The organism is Flavobacterium panici, from assembly GCF_024499525.1.
Lineage (GTDB): Bacteria > Bacteroidota > Bacteroidia > Flavobacteriales > Flavobacteriaceae > Flavobacterium > Flavobacterium panici.
Genome location: NZ_CP100437.1, coordinates 664,246 through 683,199 on the forward strand (window position 1 = coordinate 664,246; position 18,954 = coordinate 683,199).

At 33.3% G+C, this 18,954-nt stretch carries 17 protein-coding genes; 9 read left to right on the plus strand and 8 right to left on the minus strand.

Annotated elements, in window-relative coordinates:
• The first annotated feature begins 132 nt into the window (after positions 1-132).
• Complete coding sequence (locus NLJ00_RS03125; protein ID WP_256636198.1) at positions 133-1,209, plus strand: glycosyltransferase; 1,077 nt, start codon at positions 133-135, stop codon at positions 1,207-1,209.
• A gap of 125 nt (positions 1,210-1,334) precedes the next feature.
• Here NLJ00_RS03125 and NLJ00_RS03130 read toward each other — a convergent pair whose 3' ends face one another.
• From NLJ00_RS03130 to NLJ00_RS03140, 3 genes are all read right to left on the minus strand, one after another.
• Entirely contained in the window at positions 1,335-2,645 is a 1,311-nt protein-coding gene (locus NLJ00_RS03130; RefSeq protein ID WP_256636199.1) for a porin, read from the minus strand.
• Between the two features lie 162 nt (positions 2,646-2,807).
• Positions 2,808-3,893 (minus strand): sensor histidine kinase, encoded by a 1,086-nt coding sequence (locus tag NLJ00_RS03135; protein WP_180856869.1) that lies wholly within the window; start codon positions 3,891-3,893, stop codon positions 2,808-2,810.
• 225 nt (positions 3,894-4,118) lie between these two features.
• Positions 4,119-4,802, minus strand: a complete 684-nt coding sequence (locus NLJ00_RS03140; RefSeq protein ID WP_012022635.1) for a response regulator transcription factor — start codon at positions 4,800-4,802, stop codon at positions 4,119-4,121.
• 233 nt (positions 4,803-5,035) lie between these two features.
• Here NLJ00_RS03140 and NLJ00_RS03145 point away from each other — a divergent pair, with 233 nt between their 5' ends.
• The 4 genes from NLJ00_RS03145 (at position 5,036) to NLJ00_RS03160 (ending at position 10,794) form a co-directional block, all read left to right on the plus strand.
• Entirely contained in the window at positions 5,036-7,843 is a 2,808-nt protein-coding gene (locus NLJ00_RS03145; RefSeq protein WP_256636200.1) for a TonB-dependent receptor, read from the plus strand.
• 200 nt (positions 7,844-8,043) lie between these two features.
• Positions 8,044-9,231 (plus strand): hypothetical protein, encoded by a 1,188-nt coding sequence (locus NLJ00_RS03150; protein WP_053472486.1) that lies wholly within the window; start codon positions 8,044-8,046, stop codon positions 9,229-9,231.
• A gap of 106 nt (positions 9,232-9,337) precedes the next feature.
• Complete coding sequence (locus NLJ00_RS03155) at positions 9,338-9,676, plus strand: T9SS type A sorting domain-containing protein (protein WP_053472555.1); 339 nt, start codon at positions 9,338-9,340, stop codon at positions 9,674-9,676.
• A 137-nt stretch (positions 9,677-9,813) separates the two neighbouring features.
• Positions 9,814-10,794: a LuxE/PaaK family acyltransferase gene (locus NLJ00_RS03160; RefSeq protein WP_256636201.1), complete on the plus strand. Its 981-nt coding sequence runs from the start codon at positions 9,814-9,816 to the stop codon at positions 10,792-10,794.
• A gap of 62 nt (positions 10,795-10,856) precedes the next feature.
• On the opposite strand, the gene NLJ00_RS03165 is transcribed toward NLJ00_RS03160, so the two are convergent.
• Together NLJ00_RS03165 and tyrS are read right to left on the minus strand one after the other, a co-directional pair.
• Positions 10,857-11,201: a hypothetical protein gene (locus NLJ00_RS03165; protein WP_256636202.1), complete on the minus strand. Its 345-nt coding sequence runs from the start codon at positions 11,199-11,201 to the stop codon at positions 10,857-10,859.
• A gap of 188 nt (positions 11,202-11,389) precedes the next feature.
• Positions 11,390-12,685 carry a tyrosine--tRNA ligase gene (tyrS, locus tag NLJ00_RS03170; protein ID WP_180856872.1) on the minus strand — a complete coding sequence of 432 codons (1,296 nt, stop codon included), beginning with the start codon at positions 12,683-12,685 and terminating at the stop codon, positions 11,390-11,392.
• Between the two features lie 174 nt (positions 12,686-12,859).
• Here tyrS and NLJ00_RS03175 point away from each other — a divergent pair, with 174 nt between their 5' ends.
• Positions 12,860-13,861 (plus strand): NAD-dependent epimerase/dehydratase family protein, encoded by a 1,002-nt coding sequence (locus tag NLJ00_RS03175; RefSeq protein ID WP_256636203.1) that lies wholly within the window; start codon positions 12,860-12,862, stop codon positions 13,859-13,861.
• A gap of 3 nt (positions 13,862-13,864) precedes the next feature.
• Here NLJ00_RS03175 and NLJ00_RS03180 read toward each other — a convergent pair whose 3' ends face one another.
• The 3 genes from NLJ00_RS03180 to NLJ00_RS03190 are packed head-to-tail and all read right to left on the minus strand — an operon-like array spanning position 13,865 to position 16,438.
• On the minus strand, positions 13,865-14,353 hold the full coding sequence (locus NLJ00_RS03180) for a DUF4296 domain-containing protein (RefSeq protein WP_256636204.1): 489 nt from the start codon (positions 14,351-14,353) through the stop codon (positions 13,865-13,867).
• A 9-nt stretch (positions 14,354-14,362) separates the two neighbouring features.
• Complete coding sequence (locus NLJ00_RS03185; RefSeq protein WP_256636205.1) at positions 14,363-15,703, minus strand: dihydroorotase; 1,341 nt, start codon at positions 15,701-15,703, stop codon at positions 14,363-14,365.
• 9 nt (positions 15,704-15,712) lie between these two features.
• Entirely contained in the window at positions 15,713-16,438 is a 726-nt protein-coding gene (locus NLJ00_RS03190) for a polyprenol monophosphomannose synthase (protein WP_053472474.1), read from the minus strand.
• A gap of 107 nt (positions 16,439-16,545) precedes the next feature.
• Between NLJ00_RS03190 and NLJ00_RS03195 the strand changes: the two genes are divergently transcribed.
• The 3 genes from NLJ00_RS03195 to NLJ00_RS03205 all read left to right on the plus strand — a co-directional run bounded on the left by NLJ00_RS03195 (position 16,546) and on the right by NLJ00_RS03205 (position 18,715).
• Positions 16,546-17,214: a DUF4271 domain-containing protein gene (locus tag NLJ00_RS03195; RefSeq protein WP_256636206.1), complete on the plus strand. Its 669-nt coding sequence runs from the start codon at positions 16,546-16,548 to the stop codon at positions 17,212-17,214.
• Between the two features lie 14 nt (positions 17,215-17,228).
• Complete coding sequence (locus tag NLJ00_RS03200) at positions 17,229-17,978, plus strand: uroporphyrinogen-III synthase (protein ID WP_053472472.1); 750 nt, start codon at positions 17,229-17,231, stop codon at positions 17,976-17,978.
• A gap of 266 nt (positions 17,979-18,244) precedes the next feature.
• Positions 18,245-18,715: an Lrp/AsnC family transcriptional regulator gene (locus NLJ00_RS03205; RefSeq protein WP_035681816.1), complete on the plus strand. Its 471-nt coding sequence runs from the start codon at positions 18,245-18,247 to the stop codon at positions 18,713-18,715.
• The last annotated feature ends 239 nt before the right edge of the window (positions 18,716-18,954 follow it).

Below are 18,954 nucleotides of genomic sequence, written 5' to 3' on the forward strand. Positions count from 1 at the left end.
GTGTATTTTCTTCTTCTTTTTAACGAAAAACAAAGCCTGAGGATGCCTGTAGAGTTAATAATTTAGTAATGTGTGCGAAATAACATAAAAAACATATTTATCTATCTTCGTTTTTTAAAAGCGTTAAAAACTATGAGCATTGATTATTCTGCTAACAAAACTATATTAGTTGCTCCATTAAATTGGGGACTTGGACATGCAACGAGATGTATTCCTATAATTAAGGCGCTTCAAGAAAATAATTATATTCCGATTATTGCTTCTGACGGTGTTGCGCTGGCTTTATTACGAAAGGAATTTCCATACATTCAAACTCTGGAGCTGCCTTCTTATCATATTGAATATGCTAAGAATGGTAAAAACTTTAAATGGAAGCTGATTAAAAATCTTCCGAAAATGATTACGGCCATTTTAGATGAAAAGAAAATGGTGAACGGCTGGATTAAAAAACATGGTATTGACGGAATTATTTCTGATAATCGATTGGGTGTTTTCAGCAAAAAAGTGCCTTCTGTTTTTATGACGCATCAATTGAATGTGATGACGGGAAACACGACCTGGTTTACGAGTAAATGTCATCAGCATTTTATAAAAAAATATACCGAATGCTGGGTTCCAGATTCTAATGATAAAGTGAATCTTACGGGAGACTTGGGACATCTTAAAACAGATGAACTGAACCTGCGATATATTGGCCCTTTGAGCAGAATGAAGAAAAAGGAAACGCCAAAGATTTATGACTTGATGATTATTTTATCAGGGCCTGAACCTCAACGTACTTTTCTGGATGAAAAACTGCAAAAAGAAGCTGCAAAATTTAATGGCAAAGTTGTTTTTGTACAGGGAATTGTGGAGAAAACCCAGGAAAAATGGGAAGCAGGAAATGTTACTTATTATAATTTTATGAACTCAAAACAGTTAGAGCAGACTTTTAACGAAAGTGAATTTGTGCTTTGCCGTTCTGGTTATACCACAGTTATGGATTTGGCTAAATTAGGTATGAAAGCTTTTTTTATTCCTACGCCGGGACAGTATGAACAGGAATATCTGGCGGTAAAACTTCAGGAAGAAAATCTTGTACCGTATGCAATGCAAGACGACTTTACGATTGAAGATTTATCAAAGGTAAAGTCGTTTAAAGGTTTGTCTCAATTTAAAAATGAAATAGACTGGGACTTATTATTTAGTGTTTTTGAAGATCATTTATAAAAAATAAAAATCTGTGTCAATCTGCGATTTTGCAAAAGCAAATCCGTTTAATCTGTGTCTAATTTTCGACGCAGATTAAACGGATTCACTATCGTGAAAACGCGGATTGACACGGATTTTATTTTTTAGAAGTTGAACTGCGCTTGTAATCGCAATACATTCCCTTGTTGTCTGTTTATTGGAAGCGCACTGTCTTCAAAAGTTCTGTCGGCGATTACGTATTCTGCCGTTAGTTCAAAAGCTTTAATTGGCTGCCATTCGACACCAAATTCGTAATCTCTTACGACATAACTTCTGGCATCTTTTTCGTATTTTTTTCCTCCGTCATAATATTGAAATTTGGCAAAAGGATAAATATGCTGTTTTTTGATGTCCCATTTATAGTTTAATAAAACATAACCTCCGTTTAAATCGGTTTCATCAACGTGATTGGTTAACGTATTATAACGCGGGCCTCTTCCTATATTATATTCTGTCTGGATTCCGAATGGTTTTGGATATAAAACAAAAGTTGCCCCAAGTCTTTGGTCTTTCACATATTGCGGATCATCAACACTTACTCCATTAGAAATTTCTCCGGTAAAAGCCCATTTTCCTGTGTAAGCCTGAATTCCAGCTTCGATAATCTGATTTCCAATTACGAATGGATAGGTTACTCTGGCCACCACATTTAAATCTCTGTTTCCGTCTATTTTATTAGCAATTTGTCCATTATAAACTCCTAAAGCAAATACACCAAAATCACCAGAACCTTTATATCCGTCTTTAACCAGCATGGCAAAACGCTCTCTAATTTCGGCCGGTGCCCAGTAAAAGAAGATTCCTAAATCACGCTCATTTGCTATTGAACTGTTGATAGCATCAGCACGATCCAGTGTTAAACGCTGCGAACTTGACTGCATGTTTTCAAATCCGTATGGAATTTTACTCTGTCCAACACGAACGCGGTATTCTTTTTTCTTATCAAAAGAAAGGTCAAAATATAAATCTCTAATTTGAACGAAATTCTGAATTCCAGTTACAGGCGAACTGGCAAAATCGGGTTGAAAATAGAAAAATACATTTGGATGAACTTGTCCTGAAAACACTAAACGGGCACGGCGAATAAAAAGTCCGTTGTTTGCTTTTGCGTCTGGAGCGGTTGAAGTTGTTCCCCAGGATTTATCACATTGCTCGCAGGAAACTTTATCATTTGTAGAAAAAAGTCCGTTGTATCTAATTTGGGCATAACCTCTTAAAGAAATTCTGTCGTACCAGTGTTCTTCAACTCCTCCTCCGGATTTAGTTTCCGGAAGCTTTGCTTTGTTGATGGAATCTAAAATACGAAGTACTTCATTTTTTACTTCTTGTTTGTTTATTTCCTGTTTGTTTATTTCCTGCGCATTTGCAGCACAAGTAATCAGCATTAAAACGGCTAATATTTTTCTTTTTATCATTAGTTCTTTAATTCCCTTAATTTCAGGATGCAAAGATGGATCACCTATGTTAAGAAATCATTAACCAGATGTTACTATAATAAAAATTTAATGTTATCGACTAAAATCGTATGTTTATTTATTGTTAAAACCCTTGTTTTAGGGCTTTCAGCAAAAATGAACTTACAATTTTTTAACGTCGGCTTTTTGTATTTTAAATGCTTTTTCAAGCGTAAAAGAGAATTCTGAACCAATTCCGAACTCACTTTCTACATAAACTTTCTCTTTATGTGCTTCAATAATGTGCTTTACAATGGCTAAACCTAAACCAGAACCCCCTTCAGAACGTGTTCCGCTTTTGTCAACCCGGTAAAAACGTTCAAAAAGTCTTGGAATGTTTTGTTTTTCAACTCCTTCTCCATTATCACTTATACGAATTAAGACTTTTTTCTTGGTTAGGTTTACAACTCCCACTTCGGTCAAACCGCCTTCTTTTCCATATTTAATGGAGTTGACAATCAGGTTTTCTAAAACCTGCTGAATTCTGTCCTGATCTCCGCGAATAATTACCGACTGTACATTTTTACTTTCAAAAGCCAGTTTGATTTTCTTTTTATCGGCTTTCATTTCCAATAAATCAAAAACATTCTGAATCAGTTCAACGATATCAAAATCAGTCATATTCAAATCTAAATCACCAGACTCTAGTTTGGTAATCATATCTAAATCTTCAACTATATATATAAGACGTTCTACTCCTTTTTCAGCACGTTTTAAATATTTTTTTCTGATGTGTTTATCGTCCATTGCACCATCGAGCAAAGTTGAAACATATCCCTGAACGGTAAATAATGGTGTTTTTAATTCATGCGAAACATTACCCAGAAATTCCCTGCGGTATTGTTCACGAATTTCGAGCATTTCGATTTCGAGTTTTTTATCGGTTGCAAACTTTTTCACTTCGCGCGAAAGCGTTTCCATATCGGTTGTTATGGGCTGGTTAATTAGAGTTGTGGATTCTAATAATGAAACCTCATCGTATATTTTCTTTACTCTTCGATAAATAAAACGTTCTACACGATATTGTAAAACCAAAAAGGAGAATATATAAATGGATATTATGAAAATAATTCCAAATGCAATTTGGTGTTTTAATTGATTTTTATACAATAACGACATCAAAATCAGTACAAATCCTGTCGAGAAAAGACTGATATACAATGCCGATTTTATAGCAAATTTGTATGTTTTTTTAAAATTGATTTTCATTGATATATTTAAAATATAAAACCATTAGGAGCTTATTCTTTTCACCATAAGTTATATAAGTTCATTTAAAAATAAGCTTATTTGTTTGGATTACAAAACAATGTAAAAAAGTAAATCTTTGCCAAAGTTCAGAACTTTGACAAAGATAATTTTAATACAAAAGTATGTACACTATAATTTAAATGAACTTATATAACTTATATGGTTCAAATTTATATAGAATTTTTAAACTTCAAATTTATACCCAACACCTTTTATGGTTTTAAAAAGGTCTTCTCCTATTTTTTCACGCAGTTTTCTGATGTGAACATCGATTGTTCTTCCTCCTACTACAACTTCATTTCCCCAAACTTTATCAAGGATTTCATCTCTTTTAAAAACTTTTCCTGGTTTTGAAGCTAATAAATAAAATAATTCGAATTCTTTTCTTGGTAAAGCAATTTCGACATTGCCTTTTATGATTTTATATTCTTCGCGGTTAATCTCGATTCCGCCAACATTTATAGTATCTGTAACGACTTCTTGTTCTTTTAACCTTCTTAACAAAGCCTTTACTTTAGATACTAATAATTTTGGCTTGATTGGCTTTGTAATATAGTCGTCAGCACCTGCGTCAAAACCAGCTACTTGCGAATAATCTTCGCTTCTTGCCGTAAGGAATGTTATGATAACATTATTTAACTCAGGAATTTTTCTGATGTGCTCACAAGCTTCCATCCCGTCCATTTCTGCCATCATCACGTCCATGATAATTAATTCCGGCAATTCTTTCTGAGCCTTTGCTATAGCGTCTTTTCCATTAGAAGCTGTAACAATCTGGTAGCCTTCCTGAGCGAGGTTATAGCCAACGATTTCTAAAATGTCCGGTTCGTCGTCAACTAATAAAATCTTAGTTTGTGTTTTTTTCATAAATAGCAAAAATTGAGATTTTTACATCAAATATTCTTAATTATTTATTCGATGTTTTTTATTTCACAGCGTAAATATACTAACAAATGAACGGTTAAAAATTGGTGTTAACCGTAATTTAATCTCATAACAATTTCATAATCTTAACAACACAAAAACATAACAAGTCCGTAACATGAACTTTACAGGGCGGTTCTTTCTTTGCACAAAAATAAATTAAACACAACACACAAATGAAATTCAATTTAAGATTTCTATTTATTGCATTATTTATCTGTACGATTTCGATCGCGCAAAACAAAGGTACGATTTCTGGAGTTCTGACTGACAAAGAATCGAACAATGCAGCGTTACCTTTTGCTAATGTTTTAATTAAAGGTACAAATATTAGCGTTAATACTGACATTGACGGAAAATATTCGTTGAATGTAAATCCTGGAAACTACACTATTATTTTTAGTTTTGTAGGATATGAAACTAAAGAAGCTCCGGTTACTGTAAAAGCAGGTGAAACTGTAGTTATAAATCAAATACTTTCTTCTGGAAGTTTTACTCTTAAAGATGTTGTTGTAAAATCTACAGCAAACAAAGAAAAAGAAACTGCTCTTTTATTAGACCAAAAAAATGCTGTTGTTATCAAACAAAGTATTGGTGCACAGGAAATGTCCAGAAAAGGTGTAAGCGACGTTGAAGAAGGTTTAACAAAAGTAACAGGAATTACAAAAGTAGGATCAAGAGGTATATTTGTTCGTGGTCTGGAAGATCGTTACAACAACTTATTGATCAATGATCTTGCTGTTCCGTCAAACAGCCCTTTTTCAAAAATTGTTCCTCTTGATTTGTTTCCAACAAACATTGTAGGTGTTATTGATGTATACAAAACATTTAACCCAAATATTTATGGAGATTTTGCTGGTGGAACTTTTAACATTCAAACTTCAAAGGTTTCTAAAAACATTACCAAAATAAATATTGGTGCAGGATATACTACTGGAAACAGTTTTAAAGATTTCTTGCTTTCTGCTGATGCAGATTCTGCTGCAGGATTTTTTGGGTTTAACGGAAAAGACAGAGAGCTGCCAAGCTTTTTAGGTGAAACTGCCGGCAGAACAACTTTTACACAAGATCAGGCATTAAACTCTGTAAGCAATGATAAAGGTTTTAATGTAAGTAAAACAAAAAGTCCATTAAACTCTAGTTTCAATTTTCTTCATGCAGAAAAATTTGACTTAAACAATGATCGTAACATTTCATACTTATTGTCTCTTAATTTCGACAATAGTTATGCTGTTAGAGAAGGTGTAAGCAGAACGCTTCAAACTCTTGGTGATAAATACAATAATGATTTTGTTAATACTGAATACCGTTTAAAAACTAGTACATCTGCATTAGTTGGAGTAAATTATACTACTGAAAGATTTAAGTTAGCTTTTAATACTTTGTATTTAAAAACAACATTAAACTCAATTTTAGACCAATACGGTGTTTTAAGCAACAATGGAGTTAAAAACAACTTTATCCGTACTAACCAATTGGATAAAACAGATTATTTAAATGCTCAATTATTAGGAGAATATAGTTTGACAGAAGATAAAAACCAAACTTTAAAAGGTGGTGTATCTTATGCAAATACAAAATACGGACAACCTGATAGAAAATTTTTCTCAGGAACTCAGGAAAGTGAAAATCAAATTAACACTTCTTACGGTGGTAACAACTTCTTACGTCAGTATTTAGATGTAGATGGAAATGTATTTGTTTCTGGATTATTAGAATACAACTTGAAATTTGGAAAAGATGGAAAACAAAACAAATTGACAGTTGGTTATAACGGAAATGTTTCTAAAATGGAATCTTCTTATCGATTTGTTGCTAGTAATGGCGGAACTTTTACATCAACAGATATAAACAATATTGATACCAAAATTACAAATGACATTAACAGCAATGCCGTTTTCTTTAACGAAAGTTCGAACACTACTTACAAAGTAAAATTGAATGAAAGTGCAAATGCCGGATACGCAAACTTATTCTTGAAATTTGCAGAGAAATTTGAACTTAATGGAGGTGTAAGAGTTGAAAGTACTATTAAAGAAACATACTACAGAACTTTAGGTTCTTTTGATGATCCTTTCAAATTAAAAAAATACAACAACCTTTATGTTTTACCATCGTTAAACCTGAAGTATCTTTTAAACGATACATCAAACATTCGTTTTGCAGCAAGTAAAACTTATACAAAACCGGTTGTAATGGAATCTTTCCCAATATCATACATCAATGCAGATAATACTTCGACTCAAGGAAACTCTTTATTGAAAAATAGTGATAACTATAATGTTGATTTAAAGTACGAAGTTTTCCCAACTGCTAAAGAAATGTTGACTTTTGGAGTATTCGGAAAATATATTGACAATCCTATCGAAAGAACTTTTATTGCTAATGCAACATCTGGAACTGTAACTACATTTTTAAATTCAGATAACGCAACATTATTTGGAGCTGAAGTTGAATTTTTATTAGGGTTAAACAGAATAAGTGAAAGCTTACAGCATTTCTCTTTTGGATTAAATGCTTCTGTTATGTCTACAAAAGTAAATGTTGCAAAAACTTACGAATCTCAGGACGAAGACGGTTTGGTTACGGTTAAAAATTCAATCGAAACACACCAGACAAGATCTTTACAAGGTGCATCAGACTGGTTAATTAATTCTGATTTGAAGTATGAATTCAATTTAGCTAAAGACTGGACAAACACAATGTCACTTGTTTATGGTGTATTCGGAAAAAGAATTTACGCAGTAGGTACAAACGGTCAGGACAATACTTATGAATTACCTGTGTCGCAATTGGACTTTGTTTGGGGAAGTAAAATTTCAGAACACTTTGATGTAAAATTCACAGCTGATAACTTATTAAACCCAGTAAGAAAATTAGAGTTTGGAAACAACGGAACTGTAAAAGTTGACGAACCATCTTTATTAGCTAACAGTTATAAAAGAGGTGTTGGTTTTTCTGTAAAATTAGGATACACGTTTTAATACGCAACATATCGCAAATAAAAGGCTTCAGATATCTGGAGCCTTTTTATTTTAAAAGACAAATCAAAAACCCTGCTTAACATTCCCTTCACATTTTAATTAATTTTTGGTAACCGTAATGTAATGTTCAGGTAACGCCTTAAAGAGATTAACCAATTAATTTTGGCATTATAAAAACGAAATAATACAACACACAAATTATGAAAACTAAATTTTTTGCTTTAGCCCTTGCTACAAGTTTATTTTTAAATTCTTGCTCTAGTAGTGACGATCCTACTCCTGTTACTCCGCCTGCAACTGGAGAAATTACAGGTCCAATATCTGCTAACAAAACTTTTGCTTACGGTAACTACACTTTAAAAGGAATTGTAAAAATTAATTCTGGTGTAACTGTAACTTTTGATGCAGGATCTACAATCACTATAGACAAAGCTACTGGAGATAATGCTTTAGTTGTTTTAAACGGTGGAAAATTAATCATCAACGGAACTGCTGACAAACCAGTTGTATTTACAGAAAAATCTAAACTTCCAGGTTCTTGGGGAGGAATCATCATGTACGGTGATGCTCCTGCAAAAGTTGCTGGTGGAGGAACTTCTTCAACTTCAGAAGATGGAAACAATATTTCTTACGGAGGAACTAATGCAACTCACAATGGTGGTTCATTAAACTATGTAAGAGTTGAATATGCTGGATCTAAATTAGCTGATGGTCAAAAAGAAAACAATGCTTTTACTTTTTACTCAGTAGGATCAGGAACAACTTTAGATCACTTAGTAGCTTACAAAGGTGCTGATGACGGATTCGAATTCTTCGGAGGAACTGTAAGTATGACAAACGCTATCTCTTTCGGAAACTATGATGATGCATTCGACTGGCAAGATGGATGGCAAGGTACTGCTAATACAAACTGGTATGCTTACCAAACAGGAAAAGGAAACTACGGAATGGAAATCGAAGCTTCTGCAAATGACAATGCTTTCGGACCAAAAGTTACTAACATTACTTTAAAAAGAGAAGCTGGAAACGTTCCTGAAGTTGGAGATAACCAAGTTGATGCTTTCCAATTCAAAAGAGAAGGTAACGGAGAATACAGCAACATTATTGTTGATGGTTACGGAAACTTTACAACTGGAACTACAACTTACAAAGGTAGCGTAGTAAGTATCTTAGATGCTGCAACAAATACACACCAGGTAAACACTGGAAAAATCAAAGTTTTAAATGTTAAAATTAGCAATACTACAAACGTAATCCCTGTTGCTGGTGTTGATACATTTACAGTTTCTTTCCCAGCTGGAACTTTTACAACAAGTACTACAGCTACTGGAGCTTCATTGACTACAGGAAACTGGGCTACAGTTGACGGAACAAACTTGATCAAATAAGACATACCGCATAAAATTGTTAAAAACATCCTAAATTATTAGGATGTTTTTTTTTGGCGTAGTTTTTGTAATTTTTTTTGTATATTTACTTACACAAACAAATGCGATGGCAAAAAACTACTTTTATATTACATTCTTATTGGCTTTTTTCTTTACTGTAAGTGTCTCGGCACAAGACAGTAAGCAATTACCAAAAACTCAAGACGCTACGGGTATTGAGGGACTAAGCTTGTACCCTAACCCAGTTACCAGCGGAAGAGTATATATTTCTTCTAAAAATGATCTGGAGAAAGAAATAATCGTTTTTGATATATTAGGAAAAAAAGTACTGCAGACGCATTTAGCTTCCAGAGAACTTAGTGTTGCAGATTTAGTTCCAGGCGTTTATATCATAAAAATAAGCGAGCAAAATTCCTCCTCAACCCGAAAATTAATTATCCGATAAAATAAAAAAAGCTCCTTTTTGGGAGCTTTTTTCGTTTTCAGTCCCAGTCGCAGTTTTCAGTTTTACGAAACGCTGAAAACTGCGACTGAAAACTGCGACTGAAAACCGAAAAACAATATCTTTGCACAAAAAAAGTTTTGATTACAGCCAGCGATATATTTACGATTTCAAGCCATAAACAATTTGAAAAAACAGCATTAAAAGTGTTTCGCTTTCAATACGCTAATAACGCCGTATATCGTGATTTTTGTGATTTTTTAAAGACAGATGCTCAGCAGGTAAAATCATTACAGCAAATTCCTTTTTTACCCATTCAATTTTTCAAAAGCCACGATGTGGTTTCTAACGAAAATCCTGCTCAGGTAACTTTTACCAGCAGCGGTACAACCGGAATGATTACCAGCCGACATTTAGTGACCGATGTTTCCCTATATGAGGAAAGTTACCGCAAGGGATTTTCACAATTTTACGGCAATATTGAAGATTATGTTGTTTTAGCCCTTTTGCCGTCTTATTTAGAGCGTGAGGGATCTTCGCTTATTTATATGGTCGACGACTTGATAAACTTATCCAATCAGCCCGAAAGCGGCTTTTATTTACACAATCACGACGACTTAATTAAAAAGCTGACTGAATTAGACCAAGCAGGTCAAAATGTAATTTTAATTGGCGTTACATACGCCTTATTAGATTTAATCGAAAAACATCAATTCAACCTTCAAAATACCATTATTATGGAAACCGGAGGAATGAAAGGAAAACGCAAGGAAATGATTCGTGAAGAACTTCACGAAATACTTTGTAAAGGTTTTGGTGTTTCTTCTATTCATTCAGAATATGGAATGACAGAACTTTTAGCACAGGCTTATTCTCTTGGCGAAGGTGTTTTTGAATGTCCGTCATGGATGCACATTTTAGTTCGTGATCCCGAAGATGCTCTCACTTACGTAAACGACGGAAAAACCGGAGGAATAAACGTAATTGACTTAGCTAATATCAATTCCTGTTCTTTTATTGCAACGCAGGATTTAGGCAAAAAAAATCCCAACAACTCTTTTGAAGTATTGGGACGTTTTGATAATTCTGATATTCGCGGTTGTAACTTAATGGTTTTGTAAAAGTTTAATTGTTGATTTGTTTAAACGGTTAACCAATCAACGATTAATCAATTAACAATAAATTAATTTTCTTCTATTAAACCTATACTTTCTATTCCTTCTTTTTTAGATAATTCTCTTTCTTTTTCGCCTTTACTTTCTAAATATTTATAAACACCATAACAGCCTAAACCTCCTAAAAGCGCAAAAAAGAAATCTAAACCAGAATTATAGCTACTTTCATCATCCATCGCATCAAGTCCATTTAGAACTCCAATCGCAATTACATACACAATAGCAGACAAAAAAGTAATTCCGTAATATGATCCTAATCCGATAAAGAAATACTTCCATTTGTTCTTATCATATTCAATTGCCAAATTGCTAAACGCTTTCCAAATCCAATAAATAAATATAAAACCGATCATAAATTTTGTTTTTAGAGGATAAACATACTAAAAATATTATTCGATTTAAAAAAAATACTATCTACCAACGAAACATTAAGGAATGATTTTTAAAATAAAAAAATCCCAACAGCTCTTTCAAACTATTGGGATTTATATAATATGTTCTAACTTTCAGAAATCGATTAAACAATTAACCGATTAAACACTTAAATCACTCTAATTACGAAATAATTTTTCTTTCCACTTTGTAATAACACAAACTGATTGTTAATCAAATCATTTGTACTTAAAACAAAATCTTCTTTAATTTTTTCTCTGTTTACAGAAATAGAATTCGCTGTTAAAGCTCTTCTTGCTTCTCCGTTTGATTTAAAGAAACCTGTTTTTTCGTTTAAAACTGAAATAATATCTAATCCGTTTTCTAAATCTGCTTTTGCAATTTCAGCTTGAGGAACTCCGTCAAAAACTTCTAAAAAAGTTGCTTCATCTAATTGTTTTAAATCTTCGGCAGTCGAATTTCCAAATAAAATATTCGAAGCCTGAATTGCTTTTTCTAATTCTTCTTTACTGTGAACAAAAATCGTGATTTCTTCCGCCAATTTCTTTTGTAAAATTCTTAAATGCGGTGCAGCCTGATGTTCTGCAATTAAACCATCAATAGTTTCTTTATCTAAGAAAGTAAAGATTTTAATGTATTTCTCTGCATCAACATCTGTTGCATTTACCCAAAATTGGTAAAATTTGTAAACAGAAGTTTTATCAGCATCTAACCAAACATTTCCACCTTCAGATTTACCAAATTTAGATCCGTCTGCTTTTGTGATTAATGGCGTTGTCAATGCAAAAGCTTTTGCACTTTCTCCGCCCATTCTGCGTACTAATTCTGTACCCGTGGTAATATTTCCCCATTGGTCAGAACCTCCCATTTGCAAAAGGCAGTTATTGTTTTTATATAAATGATAAAAATCGTATCCCTGAATTAATTGATAAGTAAACTCTGTGAAAGACATTCCTTCACCTTCTCCGTTAATTCTCTTTTTAACAGAATCCTTCGCCATCATATAATTTACCGTAATACGTTTTCCAACTTCACGGGCAAAATCAATAAACGAGAATTCTTTCATCCAGTCATAGTTATTAACCATAATTGGAGCGTTTGCTTCTTTTGAATTAAAGTCTAAGAAACGAGACAGAACACTTTTGATTCCGGCAACGTTTTTAGCCAAAGTTTCTTCGTTCAACAAATTTCTTTCGTCAGATTTTCCAGAAGGATCACCAATCATTCCTGTCGCGCCACCCACAAGAGCGATTGGCTGATGACCAAAATTCTTTAAATGAACCAATAAAATAATCTGAACCATACTGCCAATATGCAGCGAATCTGCCGTTGGATCAAAACCAATATATGCCGCCGTTACCTCTTTTAGCAATTGTTCTTCCGTTCCTGGCATGCTATCATGGTATAAACCGCGCCACTTTAATTCTTCAACTAGATTCTTCATTTTTAAAATATTTTGCGCAAATATAAGGATTGTCATCTGCAATATCAAAAAACCTTCTGCCGCAAAGACACTAAGACACAAAGAGAACACTATTTTTCTCAATAAATCAAAAAGTAACCATTAAAAAAACTTAGCGTCTTTGTGCCTTTGTGGCAAAATCGGTATATTTACAAAATGGTATTAGTAACTGGCGGAACAGGTTTAGTGGGTTCACATTTATTGCTTCATTTAATTGAAAATGGAGAAAATGTTCGGGCTATTTACCGAACCGAAAGCAATATTCAAAAAACAAAATCGGTTTTTGAATTCTATAAAAAAGCTGATTTATTTGAAAAAATAGAATGGCTTGAAGCCGATATTTTAGACGTTCCTTCTCTGGAAATTGCTTTTAATGATATTAATTACGTTTACCATTGCGCTGCCTTTATTTCTTTTGATCCCACAGATGAAGAAATACTCCGAAAAACCAATATTGAAGGAACAGCCAATATGGTTAATTTTTCTCTTGCCAGAGGAATAAAAAAATTCTGTTTTGTGAGTTCTATTGCCGCTCTTGGCGATTTAGCCCCGCATGAAACTTATATTACCGAAGAAACCGACTGGAATCCGGAAAAACCGCACAGCGATTACGCTATTTCTAAATATGGCGCCGAAATGGAAGTCTGGCGTGCGCATCAGGAAGGTTTAGATGTAATTATAGTAAATCCGGGCGTTATTTTAGGTCCAATTCCTAAAACAAAAAGCAAACAGCAGGGAAGTGCAGAATTGTATGTAAAAGTCGCAAACGGACTTCCTTTTTATACCCTCGGAAGCACTGGTTTTATTTCGATTGATGATGTTGTAAAAACAATGTATCAGTTAATGAAAAGCGATATCAAAAATGAGCGCTTTACTTTAATTACAGATAATGTTGTTTTTAAAGATATCCTAGAGACCATTGCCGATGTTTTAAAAGTCAAAAAACCGCATCTTCATGCAAAACCTTTTTTAATGAATTTGCTTTGGATTGCCGATGGAATATTTTCGACTTTATTTTTTCAAAAAAGAACTATTACAAAAGCGACTGCAAAAGCATCTTATTCTAAAAATCTGTATTCTAATGAAAAAATAAAAACCGCTCTTGGAACGGTTTTTTTAGATGTACATCAATACATAAAAGACATTTCAAAACTATAAACCTTATCTTCTAGGTGGTTTTTTCATTTGTCGTCTTATCGAATCGAGGTTTATTTGTTGTTTTGAACTTTTTTTGATTGAATCCTTTGGAGTTTTTGAAGTTTCCTTAAGTTTCTTTTTAGCTTCTTTCGCTGCTTTTTTATTTTCAATAGTAACAAGAGAATCTGCAGCTCTCTCGGCTACTTTTAATCGTTTGCCCACTTCATCAAACATATCTTTGTAGTTCTCATAATCTGCGGCATAATACATATTATTTTGAGCAAACTGAAGACTGTCCACTTTGTATTTTTTTAAAATGAATTTCGTTGGGCTGGTTTCTGTAGAATCTAACAATTCCTGATGCTGGTATTTCATTGCTTCCAGAAGAGACAAATCATACATAATATCAATCATTTTATCTTTCTCAATAAGTTTTGCAGGCTGTTTTACAACGTCCTTTTTACAACTTACAGAAAGAAACAAAACCAATAGCATTACTAAACAATTCTTCATTTCAGCTTTTTATCTATCAAACAATAATCGTTTTCCGGCACGGATATCTTTTACTTTAAAGTTATTGTAAACTAATTCCCCGTTTACAAAAGTATGTGTAATTCTAGATTTAAAAGTATAATTTTCAAAAGGCGACCATCCGCATTTTGCAAGGATATTTTCTGGCTTTACACTCCACGGTAAACTTGGGTTTACAATTACTAAATCGGCAAAATAACCTTCTTTAACAAAACCTCTTTTTTCGATTTTGAAAATCTTAGCCGGATTGTGGCACATTTTCTCCACGATTTTCTCCACGGTGATTTTTCCCTGATGATGTGCTTCGAACATTGCCACAACTGCATGCTGCACAAGTGGACCTCCGGAAGGTGCTTTTAAATATGATTGTAATTTTTCTTCTTTAGTATGCGGCGCGTGATCTGTTGCAATAACATCAATTCGGCCGTCATTTAAAGCTTTCCAAAGTTCAGCTCTGTCATGTTCTGTTTTTACAGCAGGATTCCATTTGATGAAATTTCCTTTTGTTTTGTAATCTTCATCAGTAAACCAAAGATGATGTACACAAACCTCAGCCGTAATTTTTTTATCTTCTAATGGAATTTTATTGGTAAACAATTCCATTTCTTTTGCTGTAGAAAGGTGAAAAATATGAAGCCTTGCTCCCGTTTTTTTCGCCAAAGCCACCGCTTTTGAAGACGAAAGATAACAAGCCTCGGCACTTCTGATTAAATTGTGCGCCGTTACCGGAATATCTTCACCATATTTTTCTTTGAATTCTGCTAAATTGTTCTGGATAGTAGTTTCATCTTCGCAATGCACAGCAATTAACATTGGTGTGCTTGAAAAGATTTTTTCTAAAGTTTCTTCCTTGTCAACCAGCATATTTCCTGTTGAAGAACCTAAGAAAATCTTGATTCCGGCAACATTTTTTGGATTTGTTTTTAAAACTTCTTCCAGATTATCATTCGTTGCTCCCATCATAAACGAATAATTCGCAAATGATTTCTCGGCAGCAATTTGGTATTTATCTTCTAAAATTTCCTGAGTAACGGCATTTGGAACCGTATTTGGCTGTTCGATGAAAGAAGTAATTCCTCCCGCAATCGCAGCTCTCGATTCTGATTCGATATCACCTTTATGCGTTAATCCCGGCTCTCTAAAATGCACCTGATCATCAATTGCACCCGGCATTAAATAACTTCCTTCGGCATCAATTACAATACAGTCTGATGTTTTTAAACTGATGCTGTCTGCAACCTCAACAATTAAATCATTTTCGATCAAAACATCTCCGTCAAAAATAGATCCTTCGTTTACAATTTTGGCATTTTTTATTAAAATCCTATTCATGTTTCTATCTTATAATGTATTGACTAATTTTTTTAAGCGAAGAGAAATCACACCCAGAATTGCTTCCTTAATAATAGCGTTACTCATTTTTGAAACTCCTTTTGTTCTGTCTGTAAAAATAATAGGTACTTCTTTTATTTCAAATTTAGCACAATAAGTTCTGTACTTCATTTCGATTTGAAACGCATATCCAACAAACTTTATTTTGTTTAGATTAATTTTCTCTAAAACTTCTCTTTTATAACAAACAAAACCGGCAGTTGCATCGTGAATTTTCATTCCGGTAATAAATTTCACATAAACTGATGCAAAATAAGACATTAAAACTCGGCTTAAAGGCCAGTTTACCACATTTACACCTGTAACATAACGGGATCCAATAGCTAAATCTGCACCTCCGAAGTGGCAGGCATCGTATAATTTTTCAAGATCATTTGGGTTATGCGAAAAATCGGCATCCATTTCAAAAATAAAATCATATTTATGTTCTAATGACCATTTAAAACCATGAACATAAGCGGTTCCTAAACCGGCTTTTTTAGCTCTTTTTTCAAGAAATAATCTTCCCGGATATTCTTCCTGCAATGCAATAACTTTATCGGCGGTATGGTCCGGCGAATTATCGTCGATTATTAGCAGGTGAAAAGATTTATGCTGCGAAAGTACAGCTCTCACTATACTTTCTATGTTTTCAATTTCGTTATAAGTAGGGATTATGACAATACTATCACTCATTTTTTTCTCGGTAATTTCACCGCAAAAGTAAACTTTTTATAGCATTTGGTTCATAATAAATACATAATAAAACTATTGATACAAAAAATTACTAATTTTGTCACGCTATGATTGAACACCTTCATCCACGAATTATTGAAAACAAAGACTGGGCAACAGCTTTGTTTGTCCTGACGTTTGCTGTTGTCGCCATGACAAAATCTGCTTATGAAACTCGTTTTTCAGAATTTAGTAAGCTTATTTTTTCAGATAAGTATGCAAAAATTTATCGGGATAACAGCCACATGAAAAGCAGCTTTACGGTTGGTTTATTTTTTGTGCAGGTTATTTCGTTTGCATTTTTTATTTTGCTAACGATGAACATTTATAATAAAGCCTCAAAAACGGATTATATTTTGTTTATTCAGATTGCAACTTTCCTGCTTTATTTTATTCTGGCTAAATATTTAATTGAAAAAATTGTAGCTGCAGCATTCAACATTGACGACTTTGTGGAGCTTTTTAATTTGCAAAAAGTTACTTACAGAACTTATATTGGCGTTTTAATCCTTCCAATCAATGCAATTTTGTTTTATTATGATAATATTTCAACGATTGTACCGCTAGTAACGATAGGCATTTCACTGTGTATCAGTCTATACTCTTATTTTATTTCAATTAAAACATATCAAAACGTAATAATCGGTAAGTTATTTTATTTTATTTTATATCTTTGCGCTCTTGAAATAGCGCCTTATTATTTTCTTTATTATTGGATAACAAAAGGGAGTGCTTAGAAAATGTTTATAATATGAAAGTGAAAACAATTTTGGTGTCACAGCCTGAACCTAAAGTGGAGAATTCTCCTTACTTTGAGCTCCAACAAAAACACAAAATAAAAATTGATTTCAGACCATTTATTCATGTGGAAGGGGTTAGCGCAAAAGAGATCCGATTACAAAAAATCGATCTTAATCATTACACTGCGATCATTTTAACAAGTCGAAATGCTGTAGATCATTTTTTTAGAGTGGCTGATGAAATGCGTTACAAAGTTCCTGAAGGATTGAAATATTTTTGTCAATCTGAAGCAGTAGCGTTTTATCTTCAAAAGTATGTTGTTTACAGAAAACGTAAAATTTACGTTGGAGCAAAAGATTTTGCAGATTTATCTCCTCTTATCAAAAAGTACAAAGACGAGAAGTTTTTGCTTCCTGCATCTGACCAGTTAAATGCTGATGCTCCTATAACATTAAACGGCCTGAAAGTAGACTGGGCTCAAGCTATTTTTTACAGAACTGTAATGAGCGACTTGTCTGATCTTGCTGATGTTTATTATGATGTTTTAGCGTTTTTTAGTCCAACAGGAATTAAATCTTTATTTAAAAACTTCCCGGATTTTCAACAAAACAACACCAGAATCGCTGTATTTGGAAGCACAACTCAAAAAGAAGCTTTAGATCATGGTTTAAGAATTGATATTCTTGCTCCAACTCCTGAAACACCTTCTATGACAATGGCTTTAGAGAAATATATTGCAGAAGCAAACAAAGGAAAATAATCCTTTTTTAAAATATTCAAATTTTTAAAATTCCAAATTCCAATTTTTATATTGGGATTTGGAATTTTTGTTTTTAATCAATTCTTTATCTCCTTCGATTTTCATGCGTTTCCCGTGGTTGAAACCACGGGCTATATTTGAAACTTGAGGTTTCAAGTTTGGAATTTGGAATTTAAAAATTGAAATTTCATTATTTAAAGCCTTTTAACTACATTTGATTTCTATTCTAAACCCAAATCACAATAAATAGTTTCAAATTATAAGTTATGAAAATCAACTCCCTTTTAATCGAAATTGATGGTATTGATAAAGAAATCCTTCGATATCTTATGGACGATGCCCGAAAACCTATTTTACAAATCGCCAATAAAATTGGCATTTCGGGAGCCGCAATTCATCAGCGGTTAAAAAAGCTGGAACAGTCCGGTGTTATTTCAGGATCGAAGTTTACTGTAAACCCAAAAGTTTTGGGATATAACACTATGGCGTTTGTGGGAGTTTATCTTGATAAAGCTTCCCGAAATTCTGAAGCCGTAAAAGATTTAAAAAAAATTCCTGAAGTTTTGGAATGTCATTATACAACTGGAAACTGGTCGGTTTTAATTAAAATTATCTGTCGTGACAACGAACATTTAATGCAGCTTTTAAACACTAAAATTCAGGCTATTGAAGGTGTTTCAAGAACGGAAACTTTTATTTCACTGGATCAACAGATAGACAGGCAGATTCAATTGTAAAATTAGAGAATGTGTCAATTTGATAATTAGATAGTTTCTTAAAGAACAATTGTCACCCTGAGCGAAGTCGAAGGCTTAATTGCATGTGAGGGCTTCGACTTCGCTCAGCCTGACAGACGATTAGCCCAAAAAATAAAATCCAACATACTCATATCAAAAAAATGATACCAAAAATTAGACTTGAAATTAAAACTGCTTTATATTTTGTTGTTTATTTCATAGTGGCTTTCATTTTTACT

Bases quoted from the DNA above. Each gene is read 5' to 3' on its own strand.
- NLJ00_RS03125 (WP_256636198.1), top strand. From the start codon at position 133: ATGAGCATTGATTATTCTGCTAACAAAACTATATTAGTTGCTCCATTA.
- NLJ00_RS03130 (WP_256636199.1), bottom strand. From the start codon at position 2,645: ATGATAAAAAGAAAAATATTAGCCGTTTTAATGCTGATTACTTGTGCT.
- NLJ00_RS03135 (WP_180856869.1), bottom strand. From the start codon at position 3,893: ATGAAAATCAATTTTAAAAAAACATACAAATTTGCTATAAAATCGGCA.
- NLJ00_RS03140 (WP_012022635.1), bottom strand. From the start codon at position 4,802: ATGAAAAAAACACAAACTAAGATTTTATTAGTTGACGACGAACCGGAC.
- NLJ00_RS03145 (WP_256636200.1), top strand. From the start codon at position 5,036: ATGAAATTCAATTTAAGATTTCTATTTATTGCATTATTTATCTGTACG.
- NLJ00_RS03150 (WP_053472486.1), top strand. From the start codon at position 8,044: ATGAAAACTAAATTTTTTGCTTTAGCCCTTGCTACAAGTTTATTTTTA.
- NLJ00_RS03155 (WP_053472555.1), top strand. From the start codon at position 9,338: ATGGCAAAAAACTACTTTTATATTACATTCTTATTGGCTTTTTTCTTT.
- NLJ00_RS03165 (WP_256636202.1), bottom strand. From the start codon at position 11,201: ATGATCGGTTTTATATTTATTTATTGGATTTGGAAAGCGTTTAGCAAT.
- tyrS (WP_180856872.1), bottom strand. From the start codon at position 12,685: ATGAAGAATCTAGTTGAAGAATTAAAGTGGCGCGGTTTATACCATGAT.
- NLJ00_RS03175 (WP_256636203.1), top strand. From the start codon at position 12,860: ATGGTATTAGTAACTGGCGGAACAGGTTTAGTGGGTTCACATTTATTG.
- NLJ00_RS03180 (WP_256636204.1), bottom strand. From the start codon at position 14,353: ATGAAGAATTGTTTAGTAATGCTATTGGTTTTGTTTCTTTCTGTAAGT.
- NLJ00_RS03185 (WP_256636205.1), bottom strand. From the start codon at position 15,703: ATGAATAGGATTTTAATAAAAAATGCCAAAATTGTAAACGAAGGATCT.
- NLJ00_RS03190 (WP_053472474.1), bottom strand. From the start codon at position 16,438: ATGAGTGATAGTATTGTCATAATCCCTACTTATAACGAAATTGAAAAC.
- NLJ00_RS03195 (WP_256636206.1), top strand. From the start codon at position 16,546: ATGATTGAACACCTTCATCCACGAATTATTGAAAACAAAGACTGGGCA.
- NLJ00_RS03200 (WP_053472472.1), top strand. From the start codon at position 17,229: ATGAAAGTGAAAACAATTTTGGTGTCACAGCCTGAACCTAAAGTGGAG.
- NLJ00_RS03205 (WP_035681816.1), top strand. From the start codon at position 18,245: ATGAAAATCAACTCCCTTTTAATCGAAATTGATGGTATTGATAAAGAA.